24 protein-coding genes are annotated in these 25,298 nt (G+C 67.2%); 10 read left to right on the forward strand and 14 right to left on the reverse strand.

The window, feature by feature from the left end; all coding sequences use genetic code 11:
• The first annotated feature begins 206 nt into the window (after window positions 1-206).
• Entirely contained in the window at window positions 207-2,090 is a 1,884-nt protein-coding gene (locus H6717_11860; GenBank protein ID MCB9577706.1) for a hypothetical protein, read from the forward strand.
• Window positions 2,091-2,100: 10 nt separating this feature from the next.
• Here the strand turns inward: H6717_11860 and H6717_11865 are convergent, their stop codons facing one another.
• The 7 genes from H6717_11865 to H6717_11895 form a co-directional block, all read right to left on the reverse strand.
• Window positions 2,101-3,690, reverse strand: a complete 1,590-nt coding sequence (locus tag H6717_11865) for a hypothetical protein (protein ID MCB9577707.1) — start codon at window positions 3,688-3,690, stop codon at window positions 2,101-2,103.
• Window positions 3,691-3,874: 184 nt separating this feature from the next.
• A complete protein-coding gene (gene rodA / locus H6717_11870) occupies window positions 3,875-4,993 on the reverse strand; it encodes a rod shape-determining protein RodA (protein ID MCB9577708.1) in 1,119 nt (372 codons plus the stop codon).
• Window positions 4,993-6,918: a penicillin-binding protein 2 gene (gene mrdA, locus H6717_11875; GenBank protein ID MCB9577709.1), complete on the reverse strand. Its 1,926-nt coding sequence runs from the start codon at window positions 6,916-6,918 to the stop codon at window positions 4,993-4,995. The genes rodA and mrdA overlap by 1 nt, the downstream gene beginning before the upstream one ends.
• Window positions 6,915-7,439, reverse strand: coding sequence for a rod shape-determining protein MreD (mreD, locus tag H6717_11880; GenBank protein ID MCB9577710.1), 525 nt, complete (start codon window positions 7,437-7,439; stop codon window positions 6,915-6,917). Before mreD ends, mrdA begins: the two co-directional genes overlap by 4 nt.
• Before the next feature lie 6 nt (window positions 7,440-7,445).
• On the reverse strand, window positions 7,446-8,318 hold the full coding sequence (gene mreC, locus H6717_11885) for a rod shape-determining protein MreC (GenBank protein MCB9577711.1): 873 nt from the start codon (window positions 8,316-8,318) through the stop codon (window positions 7,446-7,448).
• Between the two features lie 53 nt (window positions 8,319-8,371).
• Window positions 8,372-9,406, reverse strand: coding sequence for a rod shape-determining protein (locus H6717_11890; GenBank protein ID MCB9577712.1), 1,035 nt, complete (start codon window positions 9,404-9,406; stop codon window positions 8,372-8,374).
• A gap of 230 nt (window positions 9,407-9,636) precedes the next feature.
• Window positions 9,637-10,500 carry a hypothetical protein gene (locus H6717_11895; GenBank protein MCB9577713.1) on the reverse strand — a complete coding sequence of 288 codons (864 nt, stop codon included), beginning with the start codon at window positions 10,498-10,500 and terminating at the stop codon, window positions 9,637-9,639.
• Window positions 10,501-10,673: 173 nt separating this feature from the next.
• Between H6717_11895 and H6717_11900 the strand changes: the two genes are divergently transcribed.
• The gene (locus H6717_11900) at window positions 10,674-11,600 is read left to right on the forward strand and encodes a diacylglycerol kinase family lipid kinase (GenBank protein MCB9577714.1); all 927 of its coding nucleotides are present in this window, start codon (window positions 10,674-10,676) and stop codon (window positions 11,598-11,600) included.
• Window positions 11,601-11,629: 29 nt separating this feature from the next.
• On the opposite strand, the gene H6717_11905 is transcribed toward H6717_11900, so the two are convergent.
• Genes H6717_11905 through H6717_11920 form a run of 4 tightly spaced genes read right to left on the reverse strand, consistent with a single transcriptional unit; the run spans window position 11,630 to window position 16,057 of the window.
• Window positions 11,630-12,502 (reverse strand): prolipoprotein diacylglyceryl transferase, encoded by an 873-nt coding sequence (locus H6717_11905; GenBank protein ID MCB9577715.1) that lies wholly within the window; start codon window positions 12,500-12,502, stop codon window positions 11,630-11,632.
• Window positions 12,503-12,504: 2 nt separating this feature from the next.
• Window positions 12,505-15,147: a prolyl oligopeptidase family serine peptidase gene (locus H6717_11910; GenBank protein MCB9577716.1), complete on the reverse strand. Its 2,643-nt coding sequence runs from the start codon at window positions 15,145-15,147 to the stop codon at window positions 12,505-12,507.
• Complete coding sequence (locus H6717_11915; GenBank protein MCB9577717.1) at window positions 15,144-15,530, reverse strand: hypothetical protein; 387 nt, start codon at window positions 15,528-15,530, stop codon at window positions 15,144-15,146. Before H6717_11915 ends, H6717_11910 begins: the two co-directional genes overlap by 4 nt.
• Window positions 15,531-15,580: 50 nt before the next feature.
• The gene (locus H6717_11920) at window positions 15,581-16,057 is read right to left on the reverse strand and encodes a hypothetical protein (GenBank protein ID MCB9577718.1); all 477 of its coding nucleotides are present in this window, start codon (window positions 16,055-16,057) and stop codon (window positions 15,581-15,583) included.
• 86 nt (window positions 16,058-16,143) lie between these two features.
• Between H6717_11920 and H6717_11925 the strand changes: the two genes are divergently transcribed.
• Genes H6717_11925 through H6717_11950 form a run of 6 tightly spaced genes read left to right on the forward strand, consistent with a single transcriptional unit; the run spans window position 16,144 to window position 20,674 of the window.
• Window positions 16,144-16,755 (forward strand): hypothetical protein, encoded by a 612-nt coding sequence (locus tag H6717_11925; GenBank protein ID MCB9577719.1) that lies wholly within the window; start codon window positions 16,144-16,146, stop codon window positions 16,753-16,755.
• Between the two features lie 44 nt (window positions 16,756-16,799).
• Window positions 16,800-18,095 (forward strand): aminopeptidase P N-terminal domain-containing protein, encoded by a 1,296-nt coding sequence (locus H6717_11930; protein MCB9577720.1) that lies wholly within the window; start codon window positions 16,800-16,802, stop codon window positions 18,093-18,095.
• Window positions 18,083-18,706, forward strand: coding sequence for a hypothetical protein (locus H6717_11935; GenBank protein ID MCB9577721.1), 624 nt, complete (start codon window positions 18,083-18,085; stop codon window positions 18,704-18,706). The genes H6717_11930 and H6717_11935 overlap by 13 nt, the downstream gene beginning before the upstream one ends.
• Window positions 18,703-19,092 (forward strand): hypothetical protein, encoded by a 390-nt coding sequence (locus tag H6717_11940; GenBank protein ID MCB9577722.1) that lies wholly within the window; start codon window positions 18,703-18,705, stop codon window positions 19,090-19,092. Before H6717_11935 ends, H6717_11940 begins: the two co-directional genes overlap by 4 nt.
• Window positions 19,089-20,054, forward strand: coding sequence for a hypothetical protein (locus tag H6717_11945; GenBank protein MCB9577723.1), 966 nt, complete (start codon window positions 19,089-19,091; stop codon window positions 20,052-20,054). Before H6717_11940 ends, H6717_11945 begins: the two co-directional genes overlap by 4 nt.
• Complete coding sequence (locus tag H6717_11950; protein ID MCB9577724.1) at window positions 20,051-20,674, forward strand: DUF2238 domain-containing protein; 624 nt, start codon at window positions 20,051-20,053, stop codon at window positions 20,672-20,674. Before H6717_11945 ends, H6717_11950 begins: the two co-directional genes overlap by 4 nt.
• On the opposite strand, the gene H6717_11955 is transcribed toward H6717_11950, so the two are convergent.
• The 3 genes from H6717_11955 to H6717_11965 are packed head-to-tail and all read right to left on the reverse strand — an operon-like array spanning window position 20,661 to window position 22,833.
• Window positions 20,661-21,470 (reverse strand): rRNA pseudouridine synthase, encoded by an 810-nt coding sequence (locus H6717_11955; protein MCB9577725.1) that lies wholly within the window; start codon window positions 21,468-21,470, stop codon window positions 20,661-20,663. The genes H6717_11950 and H6717_11955 overlap by 14 nt on opposite strands.
• Window positions 21,467-22,222 (reverse strand): hypothetical protein, encoded by a 756-nt coding sequence (locus H6717_11960; protein ID MCB9577726.1) that lies wholly within the window; start codon window positions 22,220-22,222, stop codon window positions 21,467-21,469. Before H6717_11960 ends, H6717_11955 begins: the two co-directional genes overlap by 4 nt.
• Entirely contained in the window at window positions 22,219-22,833 is a 615-nt protein-coding gene (locus tag H6717_11965) for a hypothetical protein (protein ID MCB9577727.1), read from the reverse strand. The genes H6717_11960 and H6717_11965 overlap by 4 nt, the downstream gene beginning before the upstream one ends.
• Window positions 22,834-23,230: 397 nt before the next feature.
• Here H6717_11965 and H6717_11970 point away from each other — a divergent pair, with 397 nt between their 5' ends.
• Both H6717_11970 and lepA read left to right on the forward strand, forming a co-directional pair.
• Window positions 23,231-23,431: a ribbon-helix-helix domain-containing protein gene (locus H6717_11970; protein MCB9577728.1), complete on the forward strand. Its 201-nt coding sequence runs from the start codon at window positions 23,231-23,233 to the stop codon at window positions 23,429-23,431.
• Window positions 23,432-23,491: 60 nt separating this feature from the next.
• Window positions 23,492-25,297: an elongation factor 4 gene (gene lepA, locus H6717_11975; GenBank protein ID MCB9577729.1), complete on the forward strand. Its 1,806-nt coding sequence runs from the start codon at window positions 23,492-23,494 to the stop codon at window positions 25,295-25,297.
• Window position 25,298 lies beyond the last annotated feature (1 nt).

The following is a 25,298-nucleotide window of genomic DNA, read 5'->3' on the forward strand; positions in this document are numbered from 1 at the left end:
TTGGGAGTTTAGCGCCAAAAGGCCGGCTGGACGAAAGGATTTTGATCTCGACAGGGGCGTCGAAATCGGACAGCCAGAATCGAACGAGCGCGAAGAAGAATGCGCACTGTGCCTAGAGAGCATTATTCCATTCAGGCAGTCCACGGGGTGCCACGCGCTTTAGTCGCGTGCACCGGGTCCGCGCCGTCTAGGATGCGCGGCAAAGCGTGAGTCGATCGGCAAGCGAAAACAGGGACCAGCCGCGACGCTGGCAAAAGCTCGCTCCGGTACCCGTTCTGGCCGCAGCTTTCGCCGTCTACGCGCTGCTCGCCGTCCCGCATCTGACCAACGTTCTGGTGGGAGACAGCGAGTTTTCCGGCTGGAGCGGGCCGATGGGCGAACGGCTCTTGCACGGCGCTCGCCCGTACGTCGACTTCGTGCTGCCCATTCCGCCCGGCAGCTTCGTGGTGATGGCGGCGATCCAAGCCGCCGCCGGCAAGGCCCACTTGATCCAGGAGCTGTGGGTTGCCGCCGTGTGTCATTTGCTGATGGCGCTCTTGGCCTACACGATGGCGCGCCCCATCACGACCCGCGCCAACGCCCTTGCTGTCAGCGCCGCCACCTTGGCGACGGTCGTGCAGCTCTACAAGGAGTGCGCCTACGACCACACGGCTCAGGTGGTGGCCTGGGCCAGCGTGGCGGCAGGGGTTCACGCGCTATTTTCCGAGGGCAAGCGGCGATCACGGCTGTGGTTCTTGGCTGGCACCCTGGCCAGCTTCACCTTCGCGTTCAAACAGAGCACCGGATCGGGAATGGTGGCGGGCTGGGTGCTGGCCCTTTCGTACCTCGGCGGGGTCGCCCTGGCCTCCGGGGACCGCGCTCAACTGCGAGGGCGGCTCGCCGATGCACGCCCCTGGGCTCTTGGGGCGGCGGTGGGGACGGCGCTGGTGTTCGTGGTCGTGCTGGCGGTGGGCTCCACCCCCGCGGCCTTCATCCAAGCGGTGTTCTTGGACGGGCCGGAGCTCAAGGGCGGCAACAAGAAGCTGCTCTTCAACCTGTTCGGCTATCTGTTTCGCTTCGAAGCGTTCCCAGCGTCCCTGGGTCTGATCCTGATCTTGGCCTGGATCGTCTTACGAGTGCTGCGGCGCGACGGTCGTCTCGCCTTCGGGGACGAGCCCCAGCGAACCGAGCCCCAAGACCCTCGCCCCCTGCTGGCGGTGCTCGCCGTTTCCGTCATCGCCTTTGGCGCCGGCGCCCTGGCTCTGCTGAGCTCCGCCACGTCCCTCCCCCCCGCCCTGGTGGCGTGGTCCGAGCGCGCCAAGGCCGTGCCCAGCTTCGGTCTGGTGCTCGCGGGCCTGGTGTTCCTGAGCCAACTCGAGCGTTGGAGCCCGAAGGACGACGACGTTGCGCCGCGTATCCAGCGGGGCCACGTGCTGAACGCCGTGGTGATCGCCGCCTTCGTGTGCAGCATGCTGCACAACCTCTCGTTCCCGGGGTTTCGTCCGTTCTACGACAACAATCCCATCATCCCGATCTCGTTCCTGTTCCTGTTCGTGGCGCTGGATCGCGCCGCGCTGCCACGCTTCAAGATCCTCGTGCTCGCGTTTTCCATGACCGTGCTCCACGGCACCAAGCTGGAGCGCAGCATGGAGGCGCGCATCCCCGTGAGCTCGGGATACTTCGCCGGCCTCTACGTCAACGAGCGGGGTGCCGTGGTGATGCAGGCGGCGGAGCACGTGCGCGAGCTCACCAAGCCGGACGATACCGTGCTGGTGCTGCCGGAAGATCTCGAGCTGGTCGGCCTGATCGACCGCCCGCGCCCGCCCATCCGCGGTGCCATCGTGTTCGTCGACCAGTACCCGCGCCGGCTCCTGGCGAACGACCTCGCGACTCTCGACGCCCACCCCCCGAAGGTCGTGGTGATCCACCCGAGCGAGCCCAAGATGTGGCGTGGCATGTTCAGCTTGTGGTCCACCAAGAGCGCCGCCCAGTCCCTCACGGATCACTACCTGAACGACGTGCTCCCGAGTCGCTACGTCCTCGACCGCCGCTACCCCACCCGCTTCGCGCGTACCCGCGCGAACCTCTCCATCTGGGTCCGCAAGGACTGACCCGCGCTCTTCAACCACCGAGCTTCGCTCGCTGAGCCTTGGTCAAGGCGGCCTCCAGGCGCAGGAACGGCTGCTTGCCTCGAGCCAGCTTGCGCGCCTTGTCGAGCTTGGCCACGACCTCCGGAGGGAGCTCTGCCGCGCCTCCGCGCCCCTCCACCGCGTGCCACAGCAACAACAGACCTTCCGAGACTGCATCCTTGCCGGCATGAGCCCGCTGCTCCAATGCGTCCGGCGTCATCCCGCGGCTCTCCAACGACTGCCAAAGTCGCAAAAGCAGCTCCTGCACGCGATCGTTTCCCTCGGGCAGCGCAGGCCGATCAGGGATGCTCGAGAGCGGAGTCCTCATGGGATCGGTGAGGAGACCCATCAGCGCTTCTTCATTCAGGCTGTCGACCAGAGCCTGGTAGGCCACGTCGGAAGCCAGCTCGTCGTGGAGCACCGCGCGCAGGATCACTACGGGGGGCAGTCGAGTGGGAGCGCCATCGAACTGGACGGGGATCGGCGCCCAGCTCGGCCCGCTTTCGTCCAATAACTGCTTCAGGTGTGTCCAGTGCTGGTAGCCCAGCGGAACCAGGAGATCTCTGCAACTGGAGAGCGGCGGCCTCAAGAACAAAGACAGCACCTTGCGCTGTCCCGCATCCAGTCGCGAAGGGATCACTCCGACGGACGCGATGGTGCCCGGAGGAAAAGCCACGGAGAGCAGCCACGCTGCCTGCTCGGGATTGACGCGCTTGGAAGTGAGCTTCTCGATGAGCTCCGCCCGGCGCTCGTCGGGGATCGCCTGCGCGAAGCGTGCGGCGAGGTCGCTCAGCGATGCGGGCTTGCCAGCGCGCTCGTCGGAGTACCAACCCCAAGCCAACGGAAGCGGCTCCGACGAGGCGAGCCCGTCCACCAACGCCTTCGAGAGGACGCTCGAAGGCGCTTCGCCCAGGATGTGTAGAGCGACTCCTGCGGCTACTCGCACGATGAGCGGCGCCTTGCCCCCGACCGATCCAGCCAGCTTCGCCACCTTTGCGTGGAGCTCGGGAGAGCCGCTCCGCAGCCCGACGTTGGCAGCGCCCATCAACCCTGTGGCGGCGAGACTGCCCTCTTCGTCCTTGGCGAGCCCCAGCAGTGCTTCGCCGTCCGACGCATCGACGGAGACCACCGCAATTACGGCCGCAGCCGCGACCTTGACCGCCGCCGCCCGCGCGCCAAGAAACGCCCGAACGTCGGGCAGGCTCTCCTCGAGCCCTCGACGAAACAAGGCCTTGTTTTCGTCGCCGGGCTCGGGCCGTGGCCGACAAACTGCTCCGCGCTCTGCGCTGCAAAGCCGCACTGCAATGGCCAGAGCTCGAGCCTTGTCGTCTGCCTTTTTGAAGGCCTTGGCGCTCTGAACGAGCGCCTTGGACACCCGAGTGCCGAACCCGTCGTCACCCAGTGATGCTTGTCCCAACGCCGGGTCGAAGATCAACTGCCGCAGCGCCTTGGCGCTGCTGGCCGCGGCGATCGCCGTGGCCAGCTCGTCGTCCAGCGCTTCGTAGTCGCCGTCTTCGAATGCCGCGAGCGCCGCATTCAAGAGCGCCTCGGGGAGTGCTGCCGGTTCTCGCTTCACCGCCATGGCCGGAGGTCACACCAACGCGGCCCGTGTGTCGAGGGGGTCACGAGGTGCGGCGCGACGGGGCTCGCGCCGCACCAACAAAAAAGACAGACGGAAGCAGGGCGTAGGTGGCGCGGAGCTGGAGTACGGACGCACTTCGGTGGGCGGCGTCGGCCGGCGGAGCACGGCGGACGCACCTCGGGCGTCAACGGCGCATGGAAACGTTCATGAGCAGGCCCAGGCCGATCATCATGGTGACCACGCTGGACCCACCGTAGGAGAACAGCGGCAGCGTGACGCCGACGACGGGCAGAAGGCCCATGGCCATGCCGACGTTGAACACCATGTGCCAAAACACCATGCTGCCCACGCCGACGGCCACCGCAGCGCCGAAGCGATCCTTCGCTTGCGACGCGATGTGAATCGCCCAGATCACCAGGAACGCATAGAGCGAGAGCAGCACCAGGGAGCCGACGAAGCCCCAGTCCTCGGCAAACACGGCGAAGGGGAAGTCCGAGTGCTGATCGGGCAAGAAGCCGAACTGGTTCTGGGTCCCTTGCATGAACCCCTCCCCCAGGAGGCCGCCGTTGCCGATGGCGGTCTTGCTCTGGAACGCGTGCCAGCCCACGCCCGTCTTGTCGGCTTCGGGGTCGAGGAAGCTCGTGATGCGGGCCTTCTGGTAGTCCTTCATCAAGTACTTCCAGAACACCGGGGGCACGGTGACGGCGATGCCGCCGAGCACGGCCAGGCTGCGGCGGCGGATCTTGGTCATGGCCAGGATGCTGCCCACGGTCAGCAGGTAGATGAGTGAGGTGCCCAGATCCGGCTGTGCCATGACCAGGGCGACCGGCACGGCGGTGAGGCCGAAGGCCGGTGCCAGGTCCATCAGCGTGCGGGGTTCCGTCTTGGGGTCGTCGTGCAGCCACTTGGCGATGGCCAGGATGACCAGGATCTTCATGAACTCGCTGGGCTGGAACGTGAAGCTCCCGAGCTGGATCCAGCGGGACGAGCCCCGGATGTCCGCGGCGAGGACGAACACCAGGCCCAGCGAGGCGAGACCGCCCACGTAAAAGAAGTACGCGAGACGTTCGAAGTGCCGGTAGTCGATCGCGGCCACGGCGATGGCCACCAATCCGCCCACCACGATCCAGTACACCTGGGACACGTAGATGTCCGCCAGGCCGGAGCGTTTGCCTGCGTCGATGTACACGCTGGTGGCGCTGTACAGGTTGACCACGCCCAAGGTGGCGATCGCCACGATGGCCAGGAGCAAAGGCATGTCTATCTGCATGCCACTGCGGAAAGTGCCCGCGTCGCGTCGCATCAGAGGGTGCTCCTCTTGGCGGTGCGCTTGCCAGACTCGCGCGCGGCCAGCCGCTTGGCCTTGAGCTTTTGCCAGTCGGCGATCACCTTGGAGGCCACGGGCACCGCGTTCTTACCGCCGCCGCCGCCGTGCTCCACGATCACCACGATGGCGATCTCCGGGCTGTGCGCCGGGGCGTAGCCCGCGAACCAGGCGTGATCCCGGTTGAAGTACCAAACCTTGTGAGGGTCCACCCCGCGTGGCGTGACGTGGCTGACCTGGGCGGTACCGGTCTTTCCCGCCATGTCCACGTCGGAAGGCGTCTCCTTGTAGGCGGTGCCTTCGCGCTCCCGCACTACGCCCACCAGGCCTTCCTTCACCAAGGCGAGGTTGTCCGGATCCACGTCCACGGTGCGGCGTACACGGGGCGGGAACTCCTGGACGATGGTGCCGTCGCTGGTCTCGATGCTGCGCACGACCTGCGGCTGATACAGCGTGCCACCATTGGCCAGCGCAGCGTAGGCCAGCGCCAGCTGCAGCACGGTGACGGTGGTGGCGCCCTGACCGATGGCGGCCAGCAGCGAGAAACCGCCGCGGAACGCGCCCTTGTATCGACGCGTGTACCAGCTGCGCGTGGGCATGCGGCCCCGGGCCTCCGGGTTGATGCCGATACCGGTCTTCACACCGAAGCCGAAATCCATGCCCATCTTGGCCAGCCCGTCGATCTGGACCTTCTCACCCACGGTGTAGAAGTAGGTGTTGCAGGACCGCACGATGGCTTCGTGCAGGTTCACGTGGCGATGGACCCCGGTACAGCGGAAGTAGCGCTTGCCGTATTCGTAGCCGCCGCGACAATCCACCTGCATTCGCGGGTTGATGAGCCCCTCCGCCAAGGCCGCCAGCGCAGAAAAGGGCTTGTAGGTGGAGCCTGGCGGATAGGCCGCGGAGATGGTCTTGTCCAAGGTGGGCTTCAACGGATCGGTGTACAGGCGCCGGAACGCATCCCGCACTGCCTGCTTGCCGCTGCCGCCGGAGATCACGTTCGGATCGAAGCTGGGCTTGGACAGCGCGGCGAGCACGCGACCCGTGCGCACGTCCACCGCCACCACGGCGCCCGCCAGCTGCCCACGCATGGCGCGCTCCATGGACTTCTCGAGCTCGATGTCCACCGTGAGGGACACGTCACGACCAGGCACCGGCTCGAGGCGCCGCGGCTCCTCCAGATACTCCGGCTCCAAGTCCTCGCGGCTCTGCCGACGATTGAGACCCCGGAGGACCTTACGCCAACCGCGCTGCCCTTTCAGGTAGCTCTCCCAGCGCCGCTCCACGCCGATGGCTCCGAGCCGATCCCCCGCGCGATAGCCGCGCCCTTCCAGGCGCGCGAGGGTATCGGGATCGATCTCGCGCATGTAGCCGATCATGTGCGCGCCAAGCTCGCCGTAGGGGTAGTAGCGCACCGGCACCGGCGCGACCTCCACACCCTTGAGGTCTCGCTCGTAGGTCTCCAGGCGAGCCACGACGTCCCGGTCGACGTCCACCTTCAGCAGCGTCTGCTGGCTCTTGCGCGAGCCCGACGACTTCCGGATGTGGACGATGCGATCCAGGAAGTCCTTCTTCTCGTCGTCCGTCAGCTCCATCAGCTGGGCGACCCGGGGCCAGGTCTTTTCCAGGTCGATGAGCTCGGGAACGACGTACACGTTGTAGCTCGGGCGATTGGCCGCCAGCACCTTGCCGTAGGCGTCGCGGATCACGCCGCGGGTCGTGGCCAGCGTGATTTCCCCCACGATGTTGCGGCGCGCCTGGGACTTGTGCAGCTCCGCCTCCACCACCTGAAGCTGGACCAGCCGGCCGATGAGCACGAGCATGACCACCAGCGCGAACAGCACCATCCAACGGTAGCGGCGCCGGAACTCGCCGACGTCGGAACGCTGCACCAGGATCGTCACCGCGCGCCCTCTTGCGAGCCGTGCACCGGTGCCGTGCTCTGGTGGAGCTTCTGCGCGATGTGAAAGATGATGGGAGCGAACAGCGCCGTGGACACCGCGCGCGGCAGCACCACGGTGCCGATCTCCAGCGGCCGCTTGGTGTCCGCGCCGAAGATCGCCAGCAGGGTGAGCACCACCGCGCTCTCCACGATGGAGAACACGAAGGCCAGGGACATGCGCGTGAGAATGGTCTGCGCCGTGAGCCGAACGCCGGCACCGCGGGACACCAACCAAACCACCACCATCACGAAGGTGAAGAGCCCGATGGGCGCCGACGCGAAGATGTCCAGCAGGTAGCCGAGCACGAAGGCGAGCCCCGCACCGCGAGCCATGCTGGCTTCGTGCACGCCAAGAAAGATCACCAGCGGCAACACCAGCGAGGGCGTGGCGCCGTGAATGTGGAACTGGCCCAGCACCCGGTACAGGTTCCCCTGCAGCAGGATGAGGAGCAGACCGATGCCGATGAACGCGACGTTCCGCATCGGGCCCTACCTCTGCGCCCGTGGCCGCCGCGCCCCGCCCTTGTCGCAGTCCTTGCTGTCGGACAGCACGATGAGCGCTTCCTCGAGCCGGGAAAAGTCCACCGTCGGCTCCGCTTCCACCGTCTGGTACATGCCGAAGTCCCGCTTGATCACCTTGGTGACCCGCGCGACCGGCTGACCCTTGGGGAAACGGCACCCCACACCGCTGGTGACCAGCACGTCACCGATGTCGACTTCGTCCGTGCGCTGCATGTACTCGACGCGCAAGGCATAGCGCGAACGGTCGCCAATGCCACGAATGAAGCCCCGGGCCTGAGTGCGCTCGTCCACCACGTCCACGCCGAAACCGCTGTCGACGGTGAGCTGCACGTCCACCTTTTCGCCTGCAACCCGCAGGACCGTGCCCACGGCGCCGTCCAGCGACAGCACCGGCATGCCCGTGCGCACCGCCGCGCCGGGATTGTCGAGCGTGAGGTGAGCCACCCGGAAATACTCCGTGGTGTCTTTTGCCACGACCACCGCGCTGACCGTCTCCGCGGGGACCGTCTCTCGCAGGTTCAACAGCCGGCGTAGCCGCGTGTTCTCCGCCTCGGTGGCCTTCAGCCGCCGCACCTCGGCGCGCAGCCGCGCGTTCTCGTAAGCCAGCTTGTCGTTGTCGCTCTTGACGTCCACCAAGTAGACGTAGTCGCCGATCAGGCTCGAAACGCCCCGCGCGAGGGTGGCGGAGATGTACTGCAACGGCGCGGCGATGCGCATGATGGTGCGATCCACCACGCTCATCTCTTCCGGCCGCCGAATGCTGGCGCGGAGAAAGAAGAACGGCACCGCGAGCAGGAGCACCACGATGGCGATGTCACGGTAGCGACGGAACGAGCCCACTTCGCAGCTTCTCTGGCTCGGCGGCCGTGGCCGCCGTAAGACCCCGGCTCAGGTCAGCCGATGGTCACTTCCTTGAGCAACTCGATGTGGTCGAGCGTCTTTCCGCTGCCCAGCACGACGGCGCTGATCGGATCGTCGCTCACCATCACCGGAAGCCCGGTTTCCTCCCGCAGGAGCACATCCATGTTCTTGAGGAGAGCGCCGCCGCCGGTCAAGACGACGCCCTTGTCCACGATGTCCGCTGCGAGCTCCGGCGGGGTGCGCTCCAGGGCGAGCAGCACCGCTTCCACGATGGCGTTGATGGGTTCTGCAAGGGCCTCCCGGATCTCGTCGGAGTTGACGACGACGGTCTTGGGGATGCCCGCGACCATGTCGCGACCCTTGACCTCCATCGTCATCTGCTGCTCGAGCTGGTAGGCGTTCCCGATGGTCATCTTGATGCGTTCGGCGGTCTGTTCACCGATCGCCAAGTTGTACTTGCGCTTCATGTAGGCGACGATCGCTTCGTCGAGCTTGTCGCCTCCGACGCGCACGCTCTGCGAGTACACGATGCCCGCGAGGGAGATGACGGCCACCTCCGTGGTGCCGCCGCCGATGTCGACCACCATGTTGCCGCTGGGCTCCGTGATGGGCAGCCCGGCGCCAATGGCCGCCGCCATGGGCTCCTCGATCAGGTACACCTCGCGGGCGCCGGCGCTCTCCGCGCTCTCCTTCACCGCGCGCTTTTCCACCTCGGTGATGCCGAAGGGCACGCAGATGATGATGCGGGGTTTGACGAGGGTGCGACGATTGTGGGCCCGAGCGATGAAGTACCGGAGCATCGCCTCGGTGATCTCGAAGTCCGCGATGACGCCGTCCCGCAGCGGCCGGATGGCCTGGATGTTTCCGGGGGTGCGTCCCAGCATCTCTTTGGCCTCGCGGCCGACCGCCAGGACTTTCTTGTCGCCCCGGACGTCCCGCTGGACCGCGACCACGCTGGGCTCGCAGCTCACGATGCCCTTGCCTTTGACATAGATGAGCGTCGTCGCCGTTCCTAGGTCGATGGCGAGGTCGTTCGAGAAAAGGCCGTATAGCCAGTCGAAGATCATCGGACGCTCATACAGAGCCGGGCGGTGCAACTCATGAAACCGCCGCCCAGGTAAGTCGGCTCTCGCGAGGGGACCCTTCGTAGCACGCGCCCAAGTGAGGGTGCAATCCGCCTCGGCGCCATGCCGGCCAATCGGCCGAGAGCTTTCCCGCGAGGCTTCCGGCGCTCGGCCGGAGCCTCATGCATTGACGATGGATTTCGGACATTTGACGGTGGGAGCCAGGATGGGGCTCAGTCGTCCCAGTCCTCCCAATCCCGGGGATTCACGCGGCCACGACGCCCGGGCTCGGGCTGATCGTTGTTGCGGCCGCGCTTCTTCTTCTTCTTCTTCTCCGCCGCGCGGTCCCAACGATCTCGTCGTCCTTCGGGCTTGGCGCTGGCGTTGATGTCCGGGGGCGGACCGTCGAAATCCCGGCTGGGGGGAGGTCCGCTGCGGTCGAAGCTGGAGCTCGGCCCCGCGTCATCGCGCCGTGGTGGACGATCCCCACTGGGACGCTCTCCCCGCGGGTGGGCGATGTTCACCATCAACCGTCGGCCTTTGAGATCCTTGTCCCGCAGCGCGACGATGGCGCCGTTGGCGGCCTCGGCGCTGCCCATGGTGACGAAGCCGAAGCCCCGCGCGCGACCATCTGGACCCGTGGGTAGATGGATGCGCACGACGGGCCCCGCACCTGCTTCACTGAACAACGACTCCACGTCCGCCTGCGTGGCGTCATACGGCAGATTGCCGACATAGAGCGTGCGGTCCGGACCACCGCCGCCGCCGCCCTGTGACGTGGGTCCGCTATCGCGCGGGCCTCCGCCACCGCCTGGCCCGCCCTCGCGGCGCGGGGGCTCGGACTGGAACGGCCGCACGGAAATCGAGCGACCGGCTTGCATCGAGCCGTCGAGCGAGCTGCGCGCGCTGGCAGCTTCCTCGGCGGACGACAGGGTCACGAATCCAAAGCCACGGGGGCGACCGGTGTCGCGATGACGCGGCAGCGAAACGTCGACGACGGTACCACCCGTCGCCTCGAAGATCTGGCGCAAGACCTCCTCGGTAATGGAGTCGGGCAAGCCCGCAACGAAGAGCTTGCGCTCATCCTCGGTTGACATGAAAGGGTTCCTCTTGGGCTTCTGGTCGGTTGATGGGCTGTGCCCGGCGAGCCAAGCCGTGCACCAAAAAGACGATAACTTTAGCCGATTGATGGTTCAAGCCCGCGCGATGGGTCGCCGGGCGGCGCCAAGCTTCCCCCAGCCACGGCCTCCGTGCCATCCTCCGCTCGCCCATGAAGCTCCGTGTGATCGTCAATCCCATGGCCGGAAGCGGCCGGGCGGGTCGAAGAGTCGGCGAGATTTCCCGCGCGCTCGACGCCGCGGACCTCGCACATGACGTGGTCCGAACGGAGGGCCCGGGGGACGCTGCGCGGCTGGTCGGCGCCGCCCGTGAGGATGGGGTGGAATGCGTGGCCCTGGTGGGCGGCGACGGCACCGTCAACGAGGCCTGCCAGGCGTACATCGACCCGGCCGGCGAAGCGCTGCCGGGCCCGGACCTGGCCCTGATCCCGGCGGGGACGGGCGGAGACTTCCGCAAGACCTTCGACCTGCCGGACGACGTGGAGGCCGCCGTGCGCCGACTGGCGGACTCCCAGCCGCGGCCCATCGATCTGGGGCTCTTGTCCGTCACGGCGGATGACGGCGGGCGCCTGCACCGCGCTTTCATCAACATCACCAGCTTCGGGATCGGCGGCCTCACGGATCGCATCGTGAACGACAGCCCCAAGTGGATGGGCGGTCGGGCGGCCTTCTTCGTGGGCACCCTGCGCGCCATGGCCATCTACAAGAACACGGTGGTGAAGGTCACGGTGGACGGGAACCCCTGGCTGGAGGGACCGATCTTCAACGTGGCCATCGCCAACGGCCGCTATTTCGGCGGCGGCATGAACGTGGCGCCGGACGCCGACCCCGCGGACGGCCGATTCGACGTCGTCGCCCTGGGGGATCTGAGCCGCCTCGGGGCGATGACCTTGTCGCGGAAGATCTACACCGGCGAGCACGTGACGGCGCCCGGCGTGCGCATCACGCGGGGAGCCCGGGTGGAGGCGACACCGGTGCGGGCGTCCGACGTGGTGCTCATCGACATGGACGGCGAAACGCCGGGACGCCTGCCCCTGACGGCCCGCGTCGCTGCCGGAGCCGTGCGGATCCGGGCCTAGAGCTTCCGCGGCGTACCGACGAGATCTCGTCAAGCGGGCTTGTCCTGGGGGGCTTCGGACGTCTCGAAAGCGGGTGCCGGGGGAAGCAGCGCGGCCTCCGTGCCGGCGCTGTCGAGGGCGCGCCACAGCAAGATGGACCCGAGCGCCAAGAGGCCGAAGCAGGCCCACTGTGCAGGGGTGAGGCCGGCATAGCGCGCGTCGGCGATTTTCATGTCGCGCACCCGCAGGCTGTCCAGCGCGAAGCGCGTGGGCGCGTACACCACGCTCATCACGCCAGCATAGAAGCCCCAGGGCCGCGGCTTCCTGCGGAGCCACAAGAAGGCGACGGCCAGGGGAACGGTGAGCAGCATCTCGTACAGGCCCAGGTCGAAGCGCGCACCGCCGGGGTAGTTCACGGCGAACCAGACGTTGGAGTGCAGGCCGGGGTGGTCGTGAGCCACGGTGCAACCACTGCGACCGAACACCCAAGCGATGGGAAAGGCGCTGGCCACCACGTCGACATACGGCATCAAGCGCGTGCGGTAGCGGAGCTTCCAGGCCAAGGCACCGAACAGAGCGCCGGTGAACCCGCCGAAGCTCGACAGCCCCTCCCACAGCTTGATGAGGCTCAGCGGATCGGACTCGAGCACGTCGGGATGGTAGAAGATGGTGTCGAGCATGTGCCCGCCGATGAAGCCACCGGCGACCACCCAGAAGATGAACGACGTGAGCGAGCGCTCGTGGATCCCGAGACGCTTGCCCTGGCGCACCGCCAGGTAGGCGCCCACGTACACGCCGATGGCCACCAGCGTGCCGAAGGGCTTGATGGAAAACGGCTCGGGCGGGAACCCCGCCCAAAGGGCACCGGGTTTGAGGAGCACGAGCTCCGGAAGATCGATGTAAGGAATCAAGGGGGCGGCCAGCATCAGTCTCTCGCTTCGCCGGGTGCATCTCCCAGCTTGCCGGGGAGCGCCCAGTGCTCGTCGAACATTCCCCCGGCGAGCACGTGCGCCTGCCCCAATACCTGCTCTCCGGCGGCCAGCGCCAGCCCCTCGTCGTACACCAGGAAGTCCGGGAGCAGCGCCGGCAGGCTCAGCGCGCGCCAGATCCCGGCCGCGTCCACCCCGGTGACCACCACCCACTGGCGCCCCTCGCGGCGCGGGCTGGGCACCACGAAGATGGCGCCGGTGCCCGCCTTGGCGAAGGTCTCCGCACCGATGGCGAGCTTTCCGTCATGGACCCGGATGGGCAGCTGGGTGCCGGCGAGCAGTCGGTGATCGCTCGGGGTGCCCACCAGCACCAAGGAGCGGTCCTCGTCACCCGTCACCTCGTAGTCGGCGAGCACCGGATAGTCGACGTCGGGTCCCGGGACCACGTGCGCGAAGTACTCCGCCACTTCGCGGTTGGCGCGCCGCGTGGCAGGGCTACCGCTGCCGTACACGAACGCCAGGGGGCCGTCGTACACCGAGCGGATCGGTCCCTCCACCCCCGGTCGCTTGTCGCCCTTCCCCGGCGCGGCGTGCCCTGCCTGCCACTTGCCGTCCTTCCGAGCGAGCTCGATGGCAGCGTCGAAGCGCAGGGTCGCTCCATCGATCACCACGTCCACCGGCTGGTCCTTGGAGAGGGCATCACGATCGATGAGCAGACCGTCCACGTTCTCGGTGGTCACCTCCAAGCGCGTGGGGTTCTTGGCTTCCGCATCGACGCGCGCGATGCCCGCCTTGCGCTGGGTGATGCGCACCCAGTAGGACTTCCCCTCCGCGTAGGAGTCCGTGACCAGCGTCACGTGGCTCGGCGCTCGAGGACGCTTCGCACGAGTGAGCCAGGGGTACAGTCGCTTCTGAGCGTAGGTCTTCTTCCAAACGGCGTGCCCGGTGTCGGGCCACTCGTCCGTAATGGCGTAACCGAGCTGCTTCACGCGATCGACGAGCACGCGGGAGTTCGCCAAGGGAAAATCCTTGGTGCCCTGCGCCACCCACAGCGGGACATGCCGCGCGTTGTCCGCGAAGCGCGTGGTGGACCAGTGATCCATGCGCGCACGTTCCCAAGGCCGGAGCGGCCGTTTGGAGGTGTCCCGCCGCACCCAATAGCTGTGATAGCCACACAGCGGGGCCGCGGCGCTGAAGCGATCCGCGTGGTGAAAGGCCACCTGCGCCGTGCCCGTCCCGCCCATGCTCACGCCGGTAATGCTCACCCGATCCGGATCGATGGGATACGTTGCGAGGGCCCAATCGATGGCATCGAGCACCTCCTGCTCCCCCGGGCCGCGATAGAACGCATTGCCGTGGGCGTAGGGCGCCAGCACGAAGCCGTCGACCTGCGGCGCATGGGACTGGGAGTCCAAGAACGCCTCCATGATCCCATCCGGCGTGCCGTTCAAGCCGTGCAACGCGACCACCAACGGGTAGCGCTTCTTGGCATCGAGCCCGGCCGGCACGTGCACCAGCATCGGATCCGGCGCGCCGTCGATCTTCGAGCGCCGCGCCAGGCGCCGAACGCCGGGCGTGCTGAGCGGGTCCTCGTTCCTCTCCAGCGCGTCGAGCAGCGCGCTCAGATGCCGCTCCGTCGTGGTGCGCCCGAGCTCCGCGAGCTCCCACTCGAGGGTCGCCTTCACGGTGGCGTCCTGGGGCGAGAGCTTCTCCGCTCGGCGCACCAGCGCCACCGCGTCCTTGCTGGTCGAGAGGGTGCGCGTGAGCGCCTCCCCGCCCACCGTCACCCGCACGGTGAGCGAACGCCCGAGCTCCTTCTCGGCGACCTCGGGCAAACGCGCCGACAAGGGATAGACCCCTGCCGCGTTCAGCGGCAAGGAACCGAGCGCCACTTCGTAGAGCGGCTTGCCCCCGTCCACCGAGACCTCCGCTTTGATTTTGGTGTCGGCCCGCCGCGGAACCCCGCGGGGAGCCTTCACGGACACGACCGGCGCGTAGCCGTCGCGATCCAGCCCGGACGTCACGTCGAGGGACACGAGCTTCTGCCATGCGCGACTCTCGTCGTCGGCGTCGGTGCCCGGCAGGCTCACGCGCACGTCGCGGGGCGGCGCGAGATCCCGCGCGCCGAGCAGGCGCGCCTCCACCGCGAACCACTGTCCCGGGTGGGTGAGCCGGATCACCACGTCGCTGTCGCCCTTCGGCACGCTCACTCGTATGGCGTCCCAGGAGTAGTGGCGGAGGTGGGGCTCGTCACGAGCGAACACCTGCTTGCCGGCGACGCTCACGCGCACCGCTCCGTCCGCCGACAAAAGCAGCCACCCGTCGAAGGGTCGCTCCGCGGAGAGCTTCGCCCCCAAGAACGCCACGCCGCCGCCGGTTCGGCCGAGTCCGAGCTGCTTGCCGAGATCGAGCGCGCCGGGCGCCTCCGCCAGCAGTCGCCAGCGCGCCCCCAGAGCGGACTGCCCCGCGCGGGGCGACAGCTGACCGAGCGGTTGCTTGTCCGCGGCAGCGCTCGACACGGGGCCCGCCAAGAGCCACGCGCCCAAGCTTCCGTCCGCTCCCGGAGCCAGGGTGATCTCTGCGTGCGCCGCGCCGCCCACCAACGTGACGGCGACAGTGAGCGGCGCGCTCCGGATCACGCCTGACCGTGTGCGAGAACGCGCGGACCGTCGCGGAACATGATGCTGACCTTGCCGTCGTCTAGCACTTCCACGACGTACCCTTCACCGAACTTCTTGTGGTTCACGAGCTGATCGGGAGCGAAGGACTTGTCCATCGAGTAGCGAACGAACGCGTCGTTGGCCTGGCCGGCGATACGGCCCTCCCACTCGCTCACGCGCTCCGCTTCCGCCTTGGCCTTCTGAGTCACGCGCTGCGCGGCCGTCCCGGCCGTGCGCCGCGTCTTGGTCGTCTTCTTCTCCGAAGCCGGCGCGCGGTAGTTGTGCTCGGAGTTGCACGTGAGACAGATCACTCGCTTGGGCCTGCCGTCCACCATCGCCACGATGCGATGACCGAGGTCCATTCGGCAGCGTGTACACCAAGAATCGATTTCACTTCCTGCAGTCAGGGGCTTCACGGCTTCTCCTCGTCGTCATTCCCCTCCGGAACCGAAGCAGGAGCTTCGGTCTCGTCCTCGAGCTTGTCCTTCTTGATGCGCACTTTGGATCGTACGTCGGGCCGCGGCGGACCACCCGCCTTGGCATCGTTCGGGATGAACCGAACCTCGGTTTTTATCTCGAACGACAGCATCGTCAAAACCTTCGCCATCTCTTCGGAGAAGTTCGTGTGATCGAGGAAGTCGCGGATCTCCTTGGCGACGACGCGGTAGAGCCCATTCTTGGTCTCGTCGATCTGCGCGAGGATGAGCGCGAGCGCCTCCTTCGGGAGCTTCATCTCCCGTACGAACTCTCGGACGTTCTCCGGCCCCTCGCTGATCTTCTCGTAGCCCGCTTCCATCAAGCGCTTGATGACCTCGGGGAGGATGCGCTCGAGGCGGCGCCGTTCACGCTCGTGTTCTTCGGGCTCCGAAGGCGGACGTTCGGTCGTCACGCCGCCGGAACTACCCTGGCGCAACGCGTCAGTCAAATGCCCCGGCTTGGCCGGGATGATACGTGGCGTGGTATGGCTCCGGACCGATGGGGCCGTCGCTACGGTTGATTGGGCTGCTGGGGCTGGCCGCGCTCGGCTGCTCCCGAAATGAGACGCCCGCGCCCACGCCGGCCACGTCCTCCGCGCCGATGGCTCCGGCGGCGAGCCGAGCCCCCCCTGTCCTGCAGTCTGCGACCGCGACGCCGGCACCGGAAGACGCCGGAGCGGACGTGCAGGTGGCGCCCGTTGGCGGCAACTGGCTCCGTTGCTACGCGGGCTTTCGCCCGCGCACCGATCCCAAGCTCGACGTCCTCCGGTTGGGCCTCGCCTGCGGGCCGTCGAACGGGATGCGCAAGGTCGCGGACGTCCAGGAGGCGAAGCTTCGGGACGGGGGCCCCGGCCGAGAGCACCGCTGGACCGCCGAGCCCGGCGACTGCTACCGGATCTTCGCCGTGGGGGAGCCGAGCGTGGAGGACCTCGACGTGGAGGTGCTGTCGCCCCGTGGCCGTCGCATCGCCTTCGACACCAGCGACGACCGCTGGCCGGTGGTCAAGCCCGATGGGCCCTTCTGCGTGGCCGAAGGCGGCGAGTATCGGGCCCGCGTGCACGCGCAGCGCGGCGCCGGATCCTACGCCATCGAAATCTGGCGCTTACGCTGAACCCCCCGGTCGCGGCGGGGCAGCGGTTGCACTATAGAGCCCAGATGACCGTGGACTTTGGAGCGCGCCGCCAGCGCGTGCTCGAAGAATTGGGCTCGGCGTGCATGGTGATCGCGTCCACGCCGGTCGCCCTTCGCAACAACGACGTCGAGCACGCCTACCGGCAGGACTCGGACCTCTACTACCTGACCGGCTTCGACGAGCCCGAGAGCGTGCTGGTGCTGCGGAGCTCCGAACCCCGCACGGTGCTGTTCGTCCGGCCGCGCGATCCGGAGCGCGAGGTGTGGGACGGCGCCCGCGCTGGGGTGGACGGCGCAGTCGCGGACTTCGGCGCGGACCAGTCCTTTCCCATCGCGGAGCTCTCGGAAAAGCTCCCAGACCTGCTCGAGAACACCAGCCGCCTCTACTACCGGCTCGGTCGGGACCGCGCCTTCGACGGCCGGGTGCTCGACGCCATCGCCAAGGTTCGGGGCCGCGCGAAGCTCGGGAGGTGGTGGCCCACGGAAATCGTGGACGCCGGCACGGTGCTGCACGAGATGCGCACCATCAAGAGCAAGGACGAGCTCGCCCTCATGCGGCGCGCGGTGGAGATCACGGCCGAGGGACACACTGCCGCCATGGCCGCGACCCGTCCCGGTATGCACGAGTTCGAGGTGGAGGCGTTGCTCCGTTCGGTGTTCCGCAAGCACGGCTCGGAACGGCACGCCTACGAGCCCATCGTCGGCTCCGGCCCCAACGCCACCGTGCTCCACTACCACAAGAACGATCGCCAAATGGAAGATGGCGATCTGCTGCTCATCGATGCGGGCTCGGAGTACGGCTACTACGCCTCGGACGTCACCCGCACTTTCCCGGTGAACGGCAAGTTCAGCGAGCCGCAGCGTGAGATCTACGAGATCGTGCTGGCGGCGCAGCTCGCGAGCATCGAGCGCACTCGCCCGGGAGCCACGCTCGAAGAAGTCCACGACGCCAGCGTGCGCGTGATCGCCGAGGGCCTGCTCCGCCTGGACATCCTGTCCGGCACGCTGGACGAGATCCTCGAAAAGCAGAGCTACAAGCCCTACTACATGCACCGCACGAGCCACTGGCTCGGCATGGACGTGCACGACGTGGGCATGTACTTCATCGAGGGCAAGGCCCGCCCACTGGCGCCGGGCATGGTCATCACGGTGGAGCCGGGCATCTACATCAATGCCGCGGCCACCGAAGTTCCCGAGCGCTATCGCGGCATCGGCGTCCGCATCGAGGACGACGTGTTGGTCACCGCCGAGGGGCCCAGCGTCCTGAGCGAAGCCATCCCCAAGACCGTCGACGACGTCGAGCGGGCTTGCAGCGCCTGACCCGAACCCTCGAGATCATGCGCAAGGCGGCCACGGCGTTCGGGGCACTGTGTCTGCTGCTCGCCACGCCGGCGAGCGCGGAGCCCGAGAGCGAGCTCCAGCTGCCGCCGCAAGGCACCTACGTACACCTGCTGGGTGCCGTGTCCATCGGCCGCGGCCTGCGCTTCAACAACCCGTACCGCTTGGCGACCCCGCTCGGGAACGACGCCGAGAGCTTGTCCCTGTCGGCCACGTACCTGGATCTTGCGGCCACGGCCGCATTCGGCGATCCGAACGGGCTCCAGCACGGCGGCTCCATCCACCTGTCGAGCGCGCTCAGCGGCATCCCGCAAGAAGTGGCGACGCCCTCCTACGTGGCCCTCTTGCGGCTGCCGCCGCGCTTCATCACCTACGGCCGGGCGGGGGTGCCCATCGTGCTGGAGCCGGACGCCACCTTCGGCCTGGAAGCGGCGCTGGGCGGGGCGGTGCTGATCACCGGCGGTCTGGGTGTGACGGCGGAGCTCGTCGGCAGCGTGTTCTACGGCGCCGCGACGCAAGAGGTCGACGTCACCACCATTCCCATGCTGTCGCTGCAGATCGGCGCGTTGATCGACTACGAGGTGCTGCCATGAGTCGGGGACCGAAACCGCTGACGCTGTTGCTGGCGGCCATCGCCGCGATCTTCTGCGCCGCGCCCACCCCCGGAGACGTGGGCGGCTGCGGCCAGGATCCGCAGATCCTCGACGCGCCGACCTTCTTCGCCAACAAGAAGGCACGGGACTGCCGCCAGTGTCAGAAGTGCGGCCTCACCACTCAGTCGTGCCGGGACGCGTGTGACACCACCGTTCCCTACGACACCGAGTTCCCCGAAGATTGCGTTCCGTTGGTGCACGACGGCGAGGTGTGCCTCCGCGCGCTGCTCTACGCTTCGTGCGACGACTACGTGGGCTACATGGACGACGCGGCGCCCACCACCGCCAGCGAGTGCAACTTCTGTCCGCCCCGAGGCGGCAATTGAAGCGTGCTCTGCTCCTCGCGCTGCTGGCCAGCGGCTGCAGCGGTCAGCTGCTCGCCAACGCCGGCGACTGGGACGCTTACCGTCGGGTGCGAACCTCCACCAGCGTGGAGGAGCGCCTCAGCCATAGCCAGAACTACCTCGCGGGCCAACCGAAGGGCCGCTATCGGGACGAGGTGAAGGCCTGGTACGACGAAAGCGAGACGCGCTACTTCGAACACGCTCGAAAGACACGCTCCGGCCTGCTCGAGTACTTGGAGATCCTGCCCCGCGGTCCGCACGCCAAGGCCGCTCGCGAGCGTCTGGCGGAGCTGGATCTTGCTCGCAAGTACGAAAAGCGCCGGGAGGAGCGTCTCAGCGAAGAAGCGGGCGCGCTGCTCGAGAAGCTCTCGGACGCAGACGCCCTGCGCAAGACTGTGGTGCGCGAGATTGGGCTTTGGTCCAAACAGCTCGCCAGCATCCGGAGCTTCGGGGATCGCACCTCGGCTCTCCCCCACGAGCTCATCTATCACTTCCGCCTCGAGCCGCCGGAAGGGCATTGCGCCAGCGGCCACTGCAAGAAATCCGTGGGGCTCGACTACGCCATCCCGGATTCCGGCCGCCTGCGCGCCCGCAAGGTGGTGTTCGACGTGGTGCTGGAGCTCGAGCAGGGCGGCGTGAGCTCTGCCACGGTCACCGGCCCGGAGCTGTGGAGCCGCGTCGGAGAGGCCGCCGGGCTCGACGCCGTGAAGCCGAACGATGCTCAGGTGCGCACCGAAGCCATCGCGCGCTCGGTGCAGATCGTGTCCGGCGCCATCGAGCCCGTGCTCCCGGCGTCGCGCTGCGCGCGGGACGCCGTGGGCGCGCTGGTGCTCGCGCGACAGTGCGACGGCGTGCGCTTCGAGATGCTGGCCGCGACGGCACCGGGCGAGGAAGATCGCATCCGGGTCGTGCCCGCGCCGGACCAACAAGAGAAGCCGGAATGAAGCGACAAGACCGACTGCCCGCGGCGCTCCTCGCGCTCTTGGCCCTGCTGTGCCTGGCGACGGGCTACGCGCCGCCGGCGGGGCGGCTGAACTGGGCGCTGGAGGTAGTGCCGGGGCTGTGCATCGTGGCGGTGCTGGGGGCGGCGTACCGGCGCTTTCGCATGTCGAGCTTCGTGTACGTGTGCGTGTTCTTGCACGTGTGCATCCTGATCTACGGCGGCTACTACACCTATGCCGCCACGCCCCTCGGTAACTGGGCGAAGGACCACTTTCATCTCGCTCGCAACCACTACGACCGCGTGGGCCACGTGGCCCTCGGGTTCTTTCCGGCGTTCATCGGCCGCGAGGTGCTGTTGCGAACGTCGCCCCTGGTGCGCGGCAAGTGGCTGTTCTTCATCGTGTGCAGCGTCTGTCTGGCCATCGGCGCCTTCTGGGAGCTGCTCGAGTGGTGGACCACGCTGATCGTGGCGGGGGACGTGGGGACGGCGTTCCTCGGCAGTCAGGGCGACCCCTGGGACGCGCAGTGGGACATGTTCCTGGCGCTGGTGGGCGCCGTGGTGGCCCTCGCCACGCTCTCCAGAGCGCACGACCGATCGATGGCCCGCGTCAGCGACGCCTAGCCGTCTTCTTCTTCTTCTTCGCGGGTCGAGGGCGCTTGGGAGCTTCGGGAGCTCGGGCAGCGCGCACGCTCTTGGGCACGCCGTAGGTCTTCTTGAGCAGCACCAGCTCGTCGGTGGAGAGGGGCCGCCAATCCCCCGGCCGCAAGCCCTCGCCGTCGACCCCGGCGTACTGCACGCGCGAAAGGCGCATCACCGGGAATCCTGCCGCGTCTCCCAGGCGGCGCACCTGGCGGTTGCGTCCTTCGCGGAGCGTGAGCTCGAGCCAGGTCTTGTCGCCCTCCACCCTGAGGCGGCGCACCTCCGCGGGTACGGTGCGGCGGCCATCGATCTCGATGCTCTGGCGTAAGCGCTCGAGCCCGGCGTCGTCCACCACGCCGCGCACCTTGGCCACGTACACCTTGGGCACCTTGCGGCGCGGATGCGCCAGCGCCGCGGCGGTCTCGCCGTCGTTGGTCAAAAGCAGCACGCCACTGGTGTGGAAATCGAGGCGCCCCACCGGCACCACACGAGCGCCCGCACCCCGCACCAGCTCTCGCACCGTGGGGCGGCCCTCCGGATCGGAGAGGGTGCACATCACGCCGCGAGGCTTGTGCAGCACGATGTACACCGGTGCTTCGGCGTGGACCCGGCGGCCGTCCACCTCCACGCGCTCGCGGCGCGCGTCCACTTTGCTGCCGAGCTCGGTCACGACGCGACCGCCGACCTTCACCCGACCTGCGGCGATCAGCTCCTCCGCCTTGCGCCGGGAGGCGATCCCCGCGCGAGCGAGGACCTTCTGCAAGCGCTCGCCGCTCACCGATTCCGCGGGCTGACGTAGGCGTCCGTCACGCCCGCGTCGCTCGGCTCCGTCGCGCCCCCATCGGCCTCCGCCGCAGCTTCCGCTTTCTCTTCCTCTTCACGCTCCTTCAGCGCTTCGAGGCGAGCCTGCTCTTCGTCCCGATCCCAGCGATCCACGTGACCATCGAAATCGAGGTCCATCCCCATGCGCTGGAGATGCCCCTTGTCGTAGATCTCCCACACGTCGGCCTTGCCGTCGTAGTTGCGATCCCGCTGCACGCGGCTGAGCTTCCCGTCCACGTAGTAACGGGTCTCGTCCGGACGCCCGTCGCCGTTCTCGTCCACCTGCACCTTGGACATACGGCCGCGAGAGAAGGTGATCCAGGTATCCACGCGACCATCGAAGTCGGAGTCCGCCTGCTCGTAGAGCGCATCGCCCTTGTCGGTGTAGGTGCGCACCACGTCCTTCACGCCATCCAAGTTGGTGTCCACCTCGCGGCAGAGCAGCACCTTGCGGGCGTCTTCGCCCTCACCCACGATGGCGTACACCCGGCGGATGTTCGGCTGCACCGCGCCAGGGCCGGTGGTCTCGATCACCTCGCGGTCCGTGCGGCCCTTGAAGTCGCAACGAGAGCGGTCGTCCCCGCCGTGCAAGTCCACGGCGCGATCTTGCGTGGGCGCCTTGGCCTTGGGCGGCTCGCTGCCGCCGCAAGCGACGAAGAAGCCGAGCACGACCCCTGAAAGCCCCACAGTGCGAACCAGCAGGCTCACTTCTTCTTCTCCCCTTCGTTCTCCGGAGCGGGCGTGGAGCCGTCTTCCGGCTTGTTCTCCACCTCCGTGGGCAGGCTGCCGGGGCGCTCGAAGGTATGCTTGGGCGCCTGCGCCGAGGAACGCTCCGGCGGCACGTAACCCGTGACCTTGCAGTAGTCCACGGTCGCGCCGGGGTCTGGCCGCCCATCGCCATCCACGTCGCTGTGAATCATGGGGCACTGGTCGTTCTTGTACTCCCACCACTGATCGACCACGCCGTCGCCGTCGGAGTCCCGCTCGGTGCGCGCCAGCTTGCCGTTTTGGTAGAAGTGCCAGGTATCGAGCTTGTCGGCGAGAGTTGTGGAGCGCTCCTGTTCGGTGAGCACGCCCGCCTTGTAGATGGAAATCTCCTCGATGTGCCCATCGCGGTCGTAGTCGTGCTCCCGGCGTCGCACCTGGCCGCTGCCATCGAAGTAGGTGTAGGCGTCGATCTTGCCGTCGAAGTTCAGATCGACCGCGCGACAGCCCTTCGCGATCCACACGTCCGGCTTGCCGTCGCCGTTGGCGTCGAGCTTCTCGCCGTCCTTGATGTCGCAATCGTCGTGCACCACTCGGGTATCGCGCCGCGTCACGCCATCTTCCGGCGACTTGGCGCCCGCGCTGGCCGAAGCACTACAGCCTGACTGAAAAACAAGCATCAGGAATGCGAACGCGGACGCAACACCGGTCCCACGGCTAGGAAGACAAGTCATTCTCGGACTCCGGTGCAGGTCTAAAGCCTCCGAAGGAGCGCGGCAACGCCGGCTCCAGCGGCGACCACCCCGCCGCAGGTACGAACCGCATCGTAGGCCCCTCTCCCACCCCCTGACAAGCCCCTCAAAGAAGCCCCTGCAAGCCTCGGCAATGGTCGCCCAACTGTTCAATATCACTACATTATCCCAGAAACCACCGCACGGAACCGGCATTGACACCATACGTATTGGAATCTATTGTAACGGCTGGCAGTCACCCTTCGGGCTCGAGCACACCATGTCACGCAAGAAGATCTCGACAACGGTCTACATCACGCCCGAACAGAACGAGCGACTGCATCTGCTCCACAACCGCACCAAGGTCCCGGTTGCGGTGTACATCCGAGAAGGCATCGACCTCGTGCTCAAGCGCTACGAGCACGCGCTGCCCGGACAGATGAGCCTCACGGACAATCCGCCGAAGGCTACGAAGAAGTAGCAGGGCGTGTGCGCCCTGGTGCGCGCAGCGATAGCGGGGTAAAGAGCGCGCCCGGCCGCCATGCCCACGGATCTGAAATACATAAGAAACTTCTCGATCATCGCGCACGTCGATCACGGGAAGAGCACGCTGGCGGACCGCATACTGGACGTCACCGGTGCCATTACCGCGCGGGAGAAGGTCGAGCAGTTCCTCGACAAGCTCGAGCTCGAGCGAGAGCGCGGCATCACCATCAAGGCTCAGAGCGTCCGGCTCCGCTACAAGGCCAAGGACGGGCAGGAGTATCAGCTGCAGCTGATCGACACGCCGGGCCACGTGGACTTCAGCTACGAGGTCAGCCGCAGCCTGGCAGCGTGTGAAGGTGCGCTGTTGGTGGTGGACTCCACTCAGGGCGTTCAGGCGCAGACGGTAGCCAACGTGTACCTCGCCCTGGACCACGACCTCAGCATCGTCCCGGTCCTCAACAAGGTGGACCTGCCCAGCTCCGACGTGGATCGCACCGCGGAAATGGTGGAAGAGGTCATCGGCCTCGACTGCAGCGGCGCCATCCTGGCCAGCGGGAAAACGGGCCAAGGCGTGGGTGAAATCCTGGAGGCGGTGGTGCAGCGCATTCCGCCGCCGTCGGGCAGCACCGATGGGCCGCTGCGGGCGTTGATCTTCGACAGTTGGTACGACAGCTATCGTGGCGCGGTGGTGATGGTCCGCGTGGTGGATGGCTCCCTCAAGAAGGGAGACAAGATCCAGTTCATGGCCACCGGCAGAAGCTACGAGGTCACCGCTCTGGGCTGCTTCAGCCCCCACCCCGTGGCCCTCTCGGAGCTCACCACCGGTGAGGTCGGCTTCATCGCCGCCAACATCAAGAGCGTGGAGGACACCAAGATCGGCGACACCGTCACGCTGGCGTCTCGTGCCACGGACAAGCCGCTGTCCGGCTTCAAGGAAGTGAAGCCCATGGTGTTCGCCGGCGTGTACCCCACGGACTCGGCGGACTACGAGGACCTGCGCGACGCCCTCAGCAAGCTGCACCTGAACGACTCGTCCTTCCACTACGAGCCGGACACCTCCGACGCGCTCGGCTTCGGCTTCCGCTGCGGCTTCCTCGGGCTGCTCCACATGGAGATCATCCAGGAGCGGCTGGAGCGGGAGTACAACCTGGATCTCATCACCACTGCCCCCAGCGTGGTGTACCGGGCCCACAAGAAGGACGGCGAGGTCATCACGGTCGACAACCCCTCCAAGATGCCGGCCGTCGGCGATCTGGAGCTGGTGGAAGAGCCGATCATGAAGGTCACCGTGCACACGCCCGCGGAGTACGTGGGCGCCGTGGTGGCCCTGTGCGAGGAGCGCCGTGGCACTCAGCTCGGCATCCACTTCGCCACCAAGACCCACGTGGTCATCACCTACGAGCTACCCCTGGCGGAGGTGATCCTGGACTTCCACGACCGCCTCAAGAGCGCGTCCCGGGGCTACGCCAGCATGGACTACGAGCTCGAAGGCTACCGAGCAGACGACTTGGTGAAGCTGGACTTGCTCCTCAACGCCGAGCCGCTGGACGCCCTGTCCGTGATCGTGCACCGGCAAAACGCCTACACCCGGGGGCGCGCGCTGGCGAAGAAGCTCAAGGAGCTGGTACCCCGGCAGCAGTACGAGGTGGCCATCCAGGCGGCCATCGGCTCCAAGATCATCAGCCGAGAGACCGTGCGCGCACTGCGCAAGGACGTGACCGCGAAGTGTTACGGTGGTGACATCTCCCGCAAGCGCAAGCTCTTGGAGAAGCAGAAAGAGGGGAAGAAGCGTATGAAGTCCGTCGGCAGCGTGGACGTTCCCCAGGAAGCCTTTTTGGCGATACTCAAGATCGAGAACTGAC

It is taken from the genome of Polyangiaceae bacterium, from assembly GCA_020633235.1.
Taxonomy (GTDB): Bacteria; Myxococcota_A; Polyangia; order Polyangiales; family Polyangiaceae; genus JACKEA01.

Bases quoted from the DNA above. Each gene is read 5' to 3' on its own strand.
- H6717_11865 (MCB9577707.1), bottom strand. From the start codon at position 3,690: ATGGCGGTGAAGCGAGAACCGGCAGCACTCCCCGAGGCGCTCTTGAAT.
- rodA (MCB9577708.1), bottom strand. From the start codon at position 4,993: ATGCGACGCGACGCGGGCACTTTCCGCAGTGGCATGCAGATAGACATG.
- mreD (MCB9577710.1), bottom strand. From the start codon at position 7,439: ATGCGGAACGTCGCGTTCATCGGCATCGGTCTGCTCCTCATCCTGCTG.
- H6717_11890 (MCB9577712.1), bottom strand. From the start codon at position 9,406: ATGATCTTCGACTGGCTATACGGCCTTTTCTCGAACGACCTCGCCATC.
- H6717_11895 (MCB9577713.1), bottom strand. From the start codon at position 10,500: ATGTCAACCGAGGATGAGCGCAAGCTCTTCGTTGCGGGCTTGCCCGAC.
- H6717_11900 (MCB9577714.1), top strand. From the start codon at position 10,674: ATGAAGCTCCGTGTGATCGTCAATCCCATGGCCGGAAGCGGCCGGGCG.
- H6717_11915 (MCB9577717.1), bottom strand. From the start codon at position 15,530: ATGGACCTCGGTCATCGCATCGTGGCGATGGTGGACGGCAGGCCCAAG.
- H6717_11925 (MCB9577719.1), top strand. From the start codon at position 16,144: ATGGGGCCGTCGCTACGGTTGATTGGGCTGCTGGGGCTGGCCGCGCTC.
- H6717_11930 (MCB9577720.1), top strand. From the start codon at position 16,800: ATGACCGTGGACTTTGGAGCGCGCCGCCAGCGCGTGCTCGAAGAATTG.
- H6717_11940 (MCB9577722.1), top strand. From the start codon at position 18,703: ATGAGTCGGGGACCGAAACCGCTGACGCTGTTGCTGGCGGCCATCGCC.
- H6717_11950 (MCB9577724.1), top strand. From the start codon at position 20,051: ATGAAGCGACAAGACCGACTGCCCGCGGCGCTCCTCGCGCTCTTGGCC.
- H6717_11970 (MCB9577728.1), top strand. From the start codon at position 23,231: ATGTCACGCAAGAAGATCTCGACAACGGTCTACATCACGCCCGAACAG.
- lepA (MCB9577729.1), top strand. From the start codon at position 23,492: ATGCCCACGGATCTGAAATACATAAGAAACTTCTCGATCATCGCGCAC.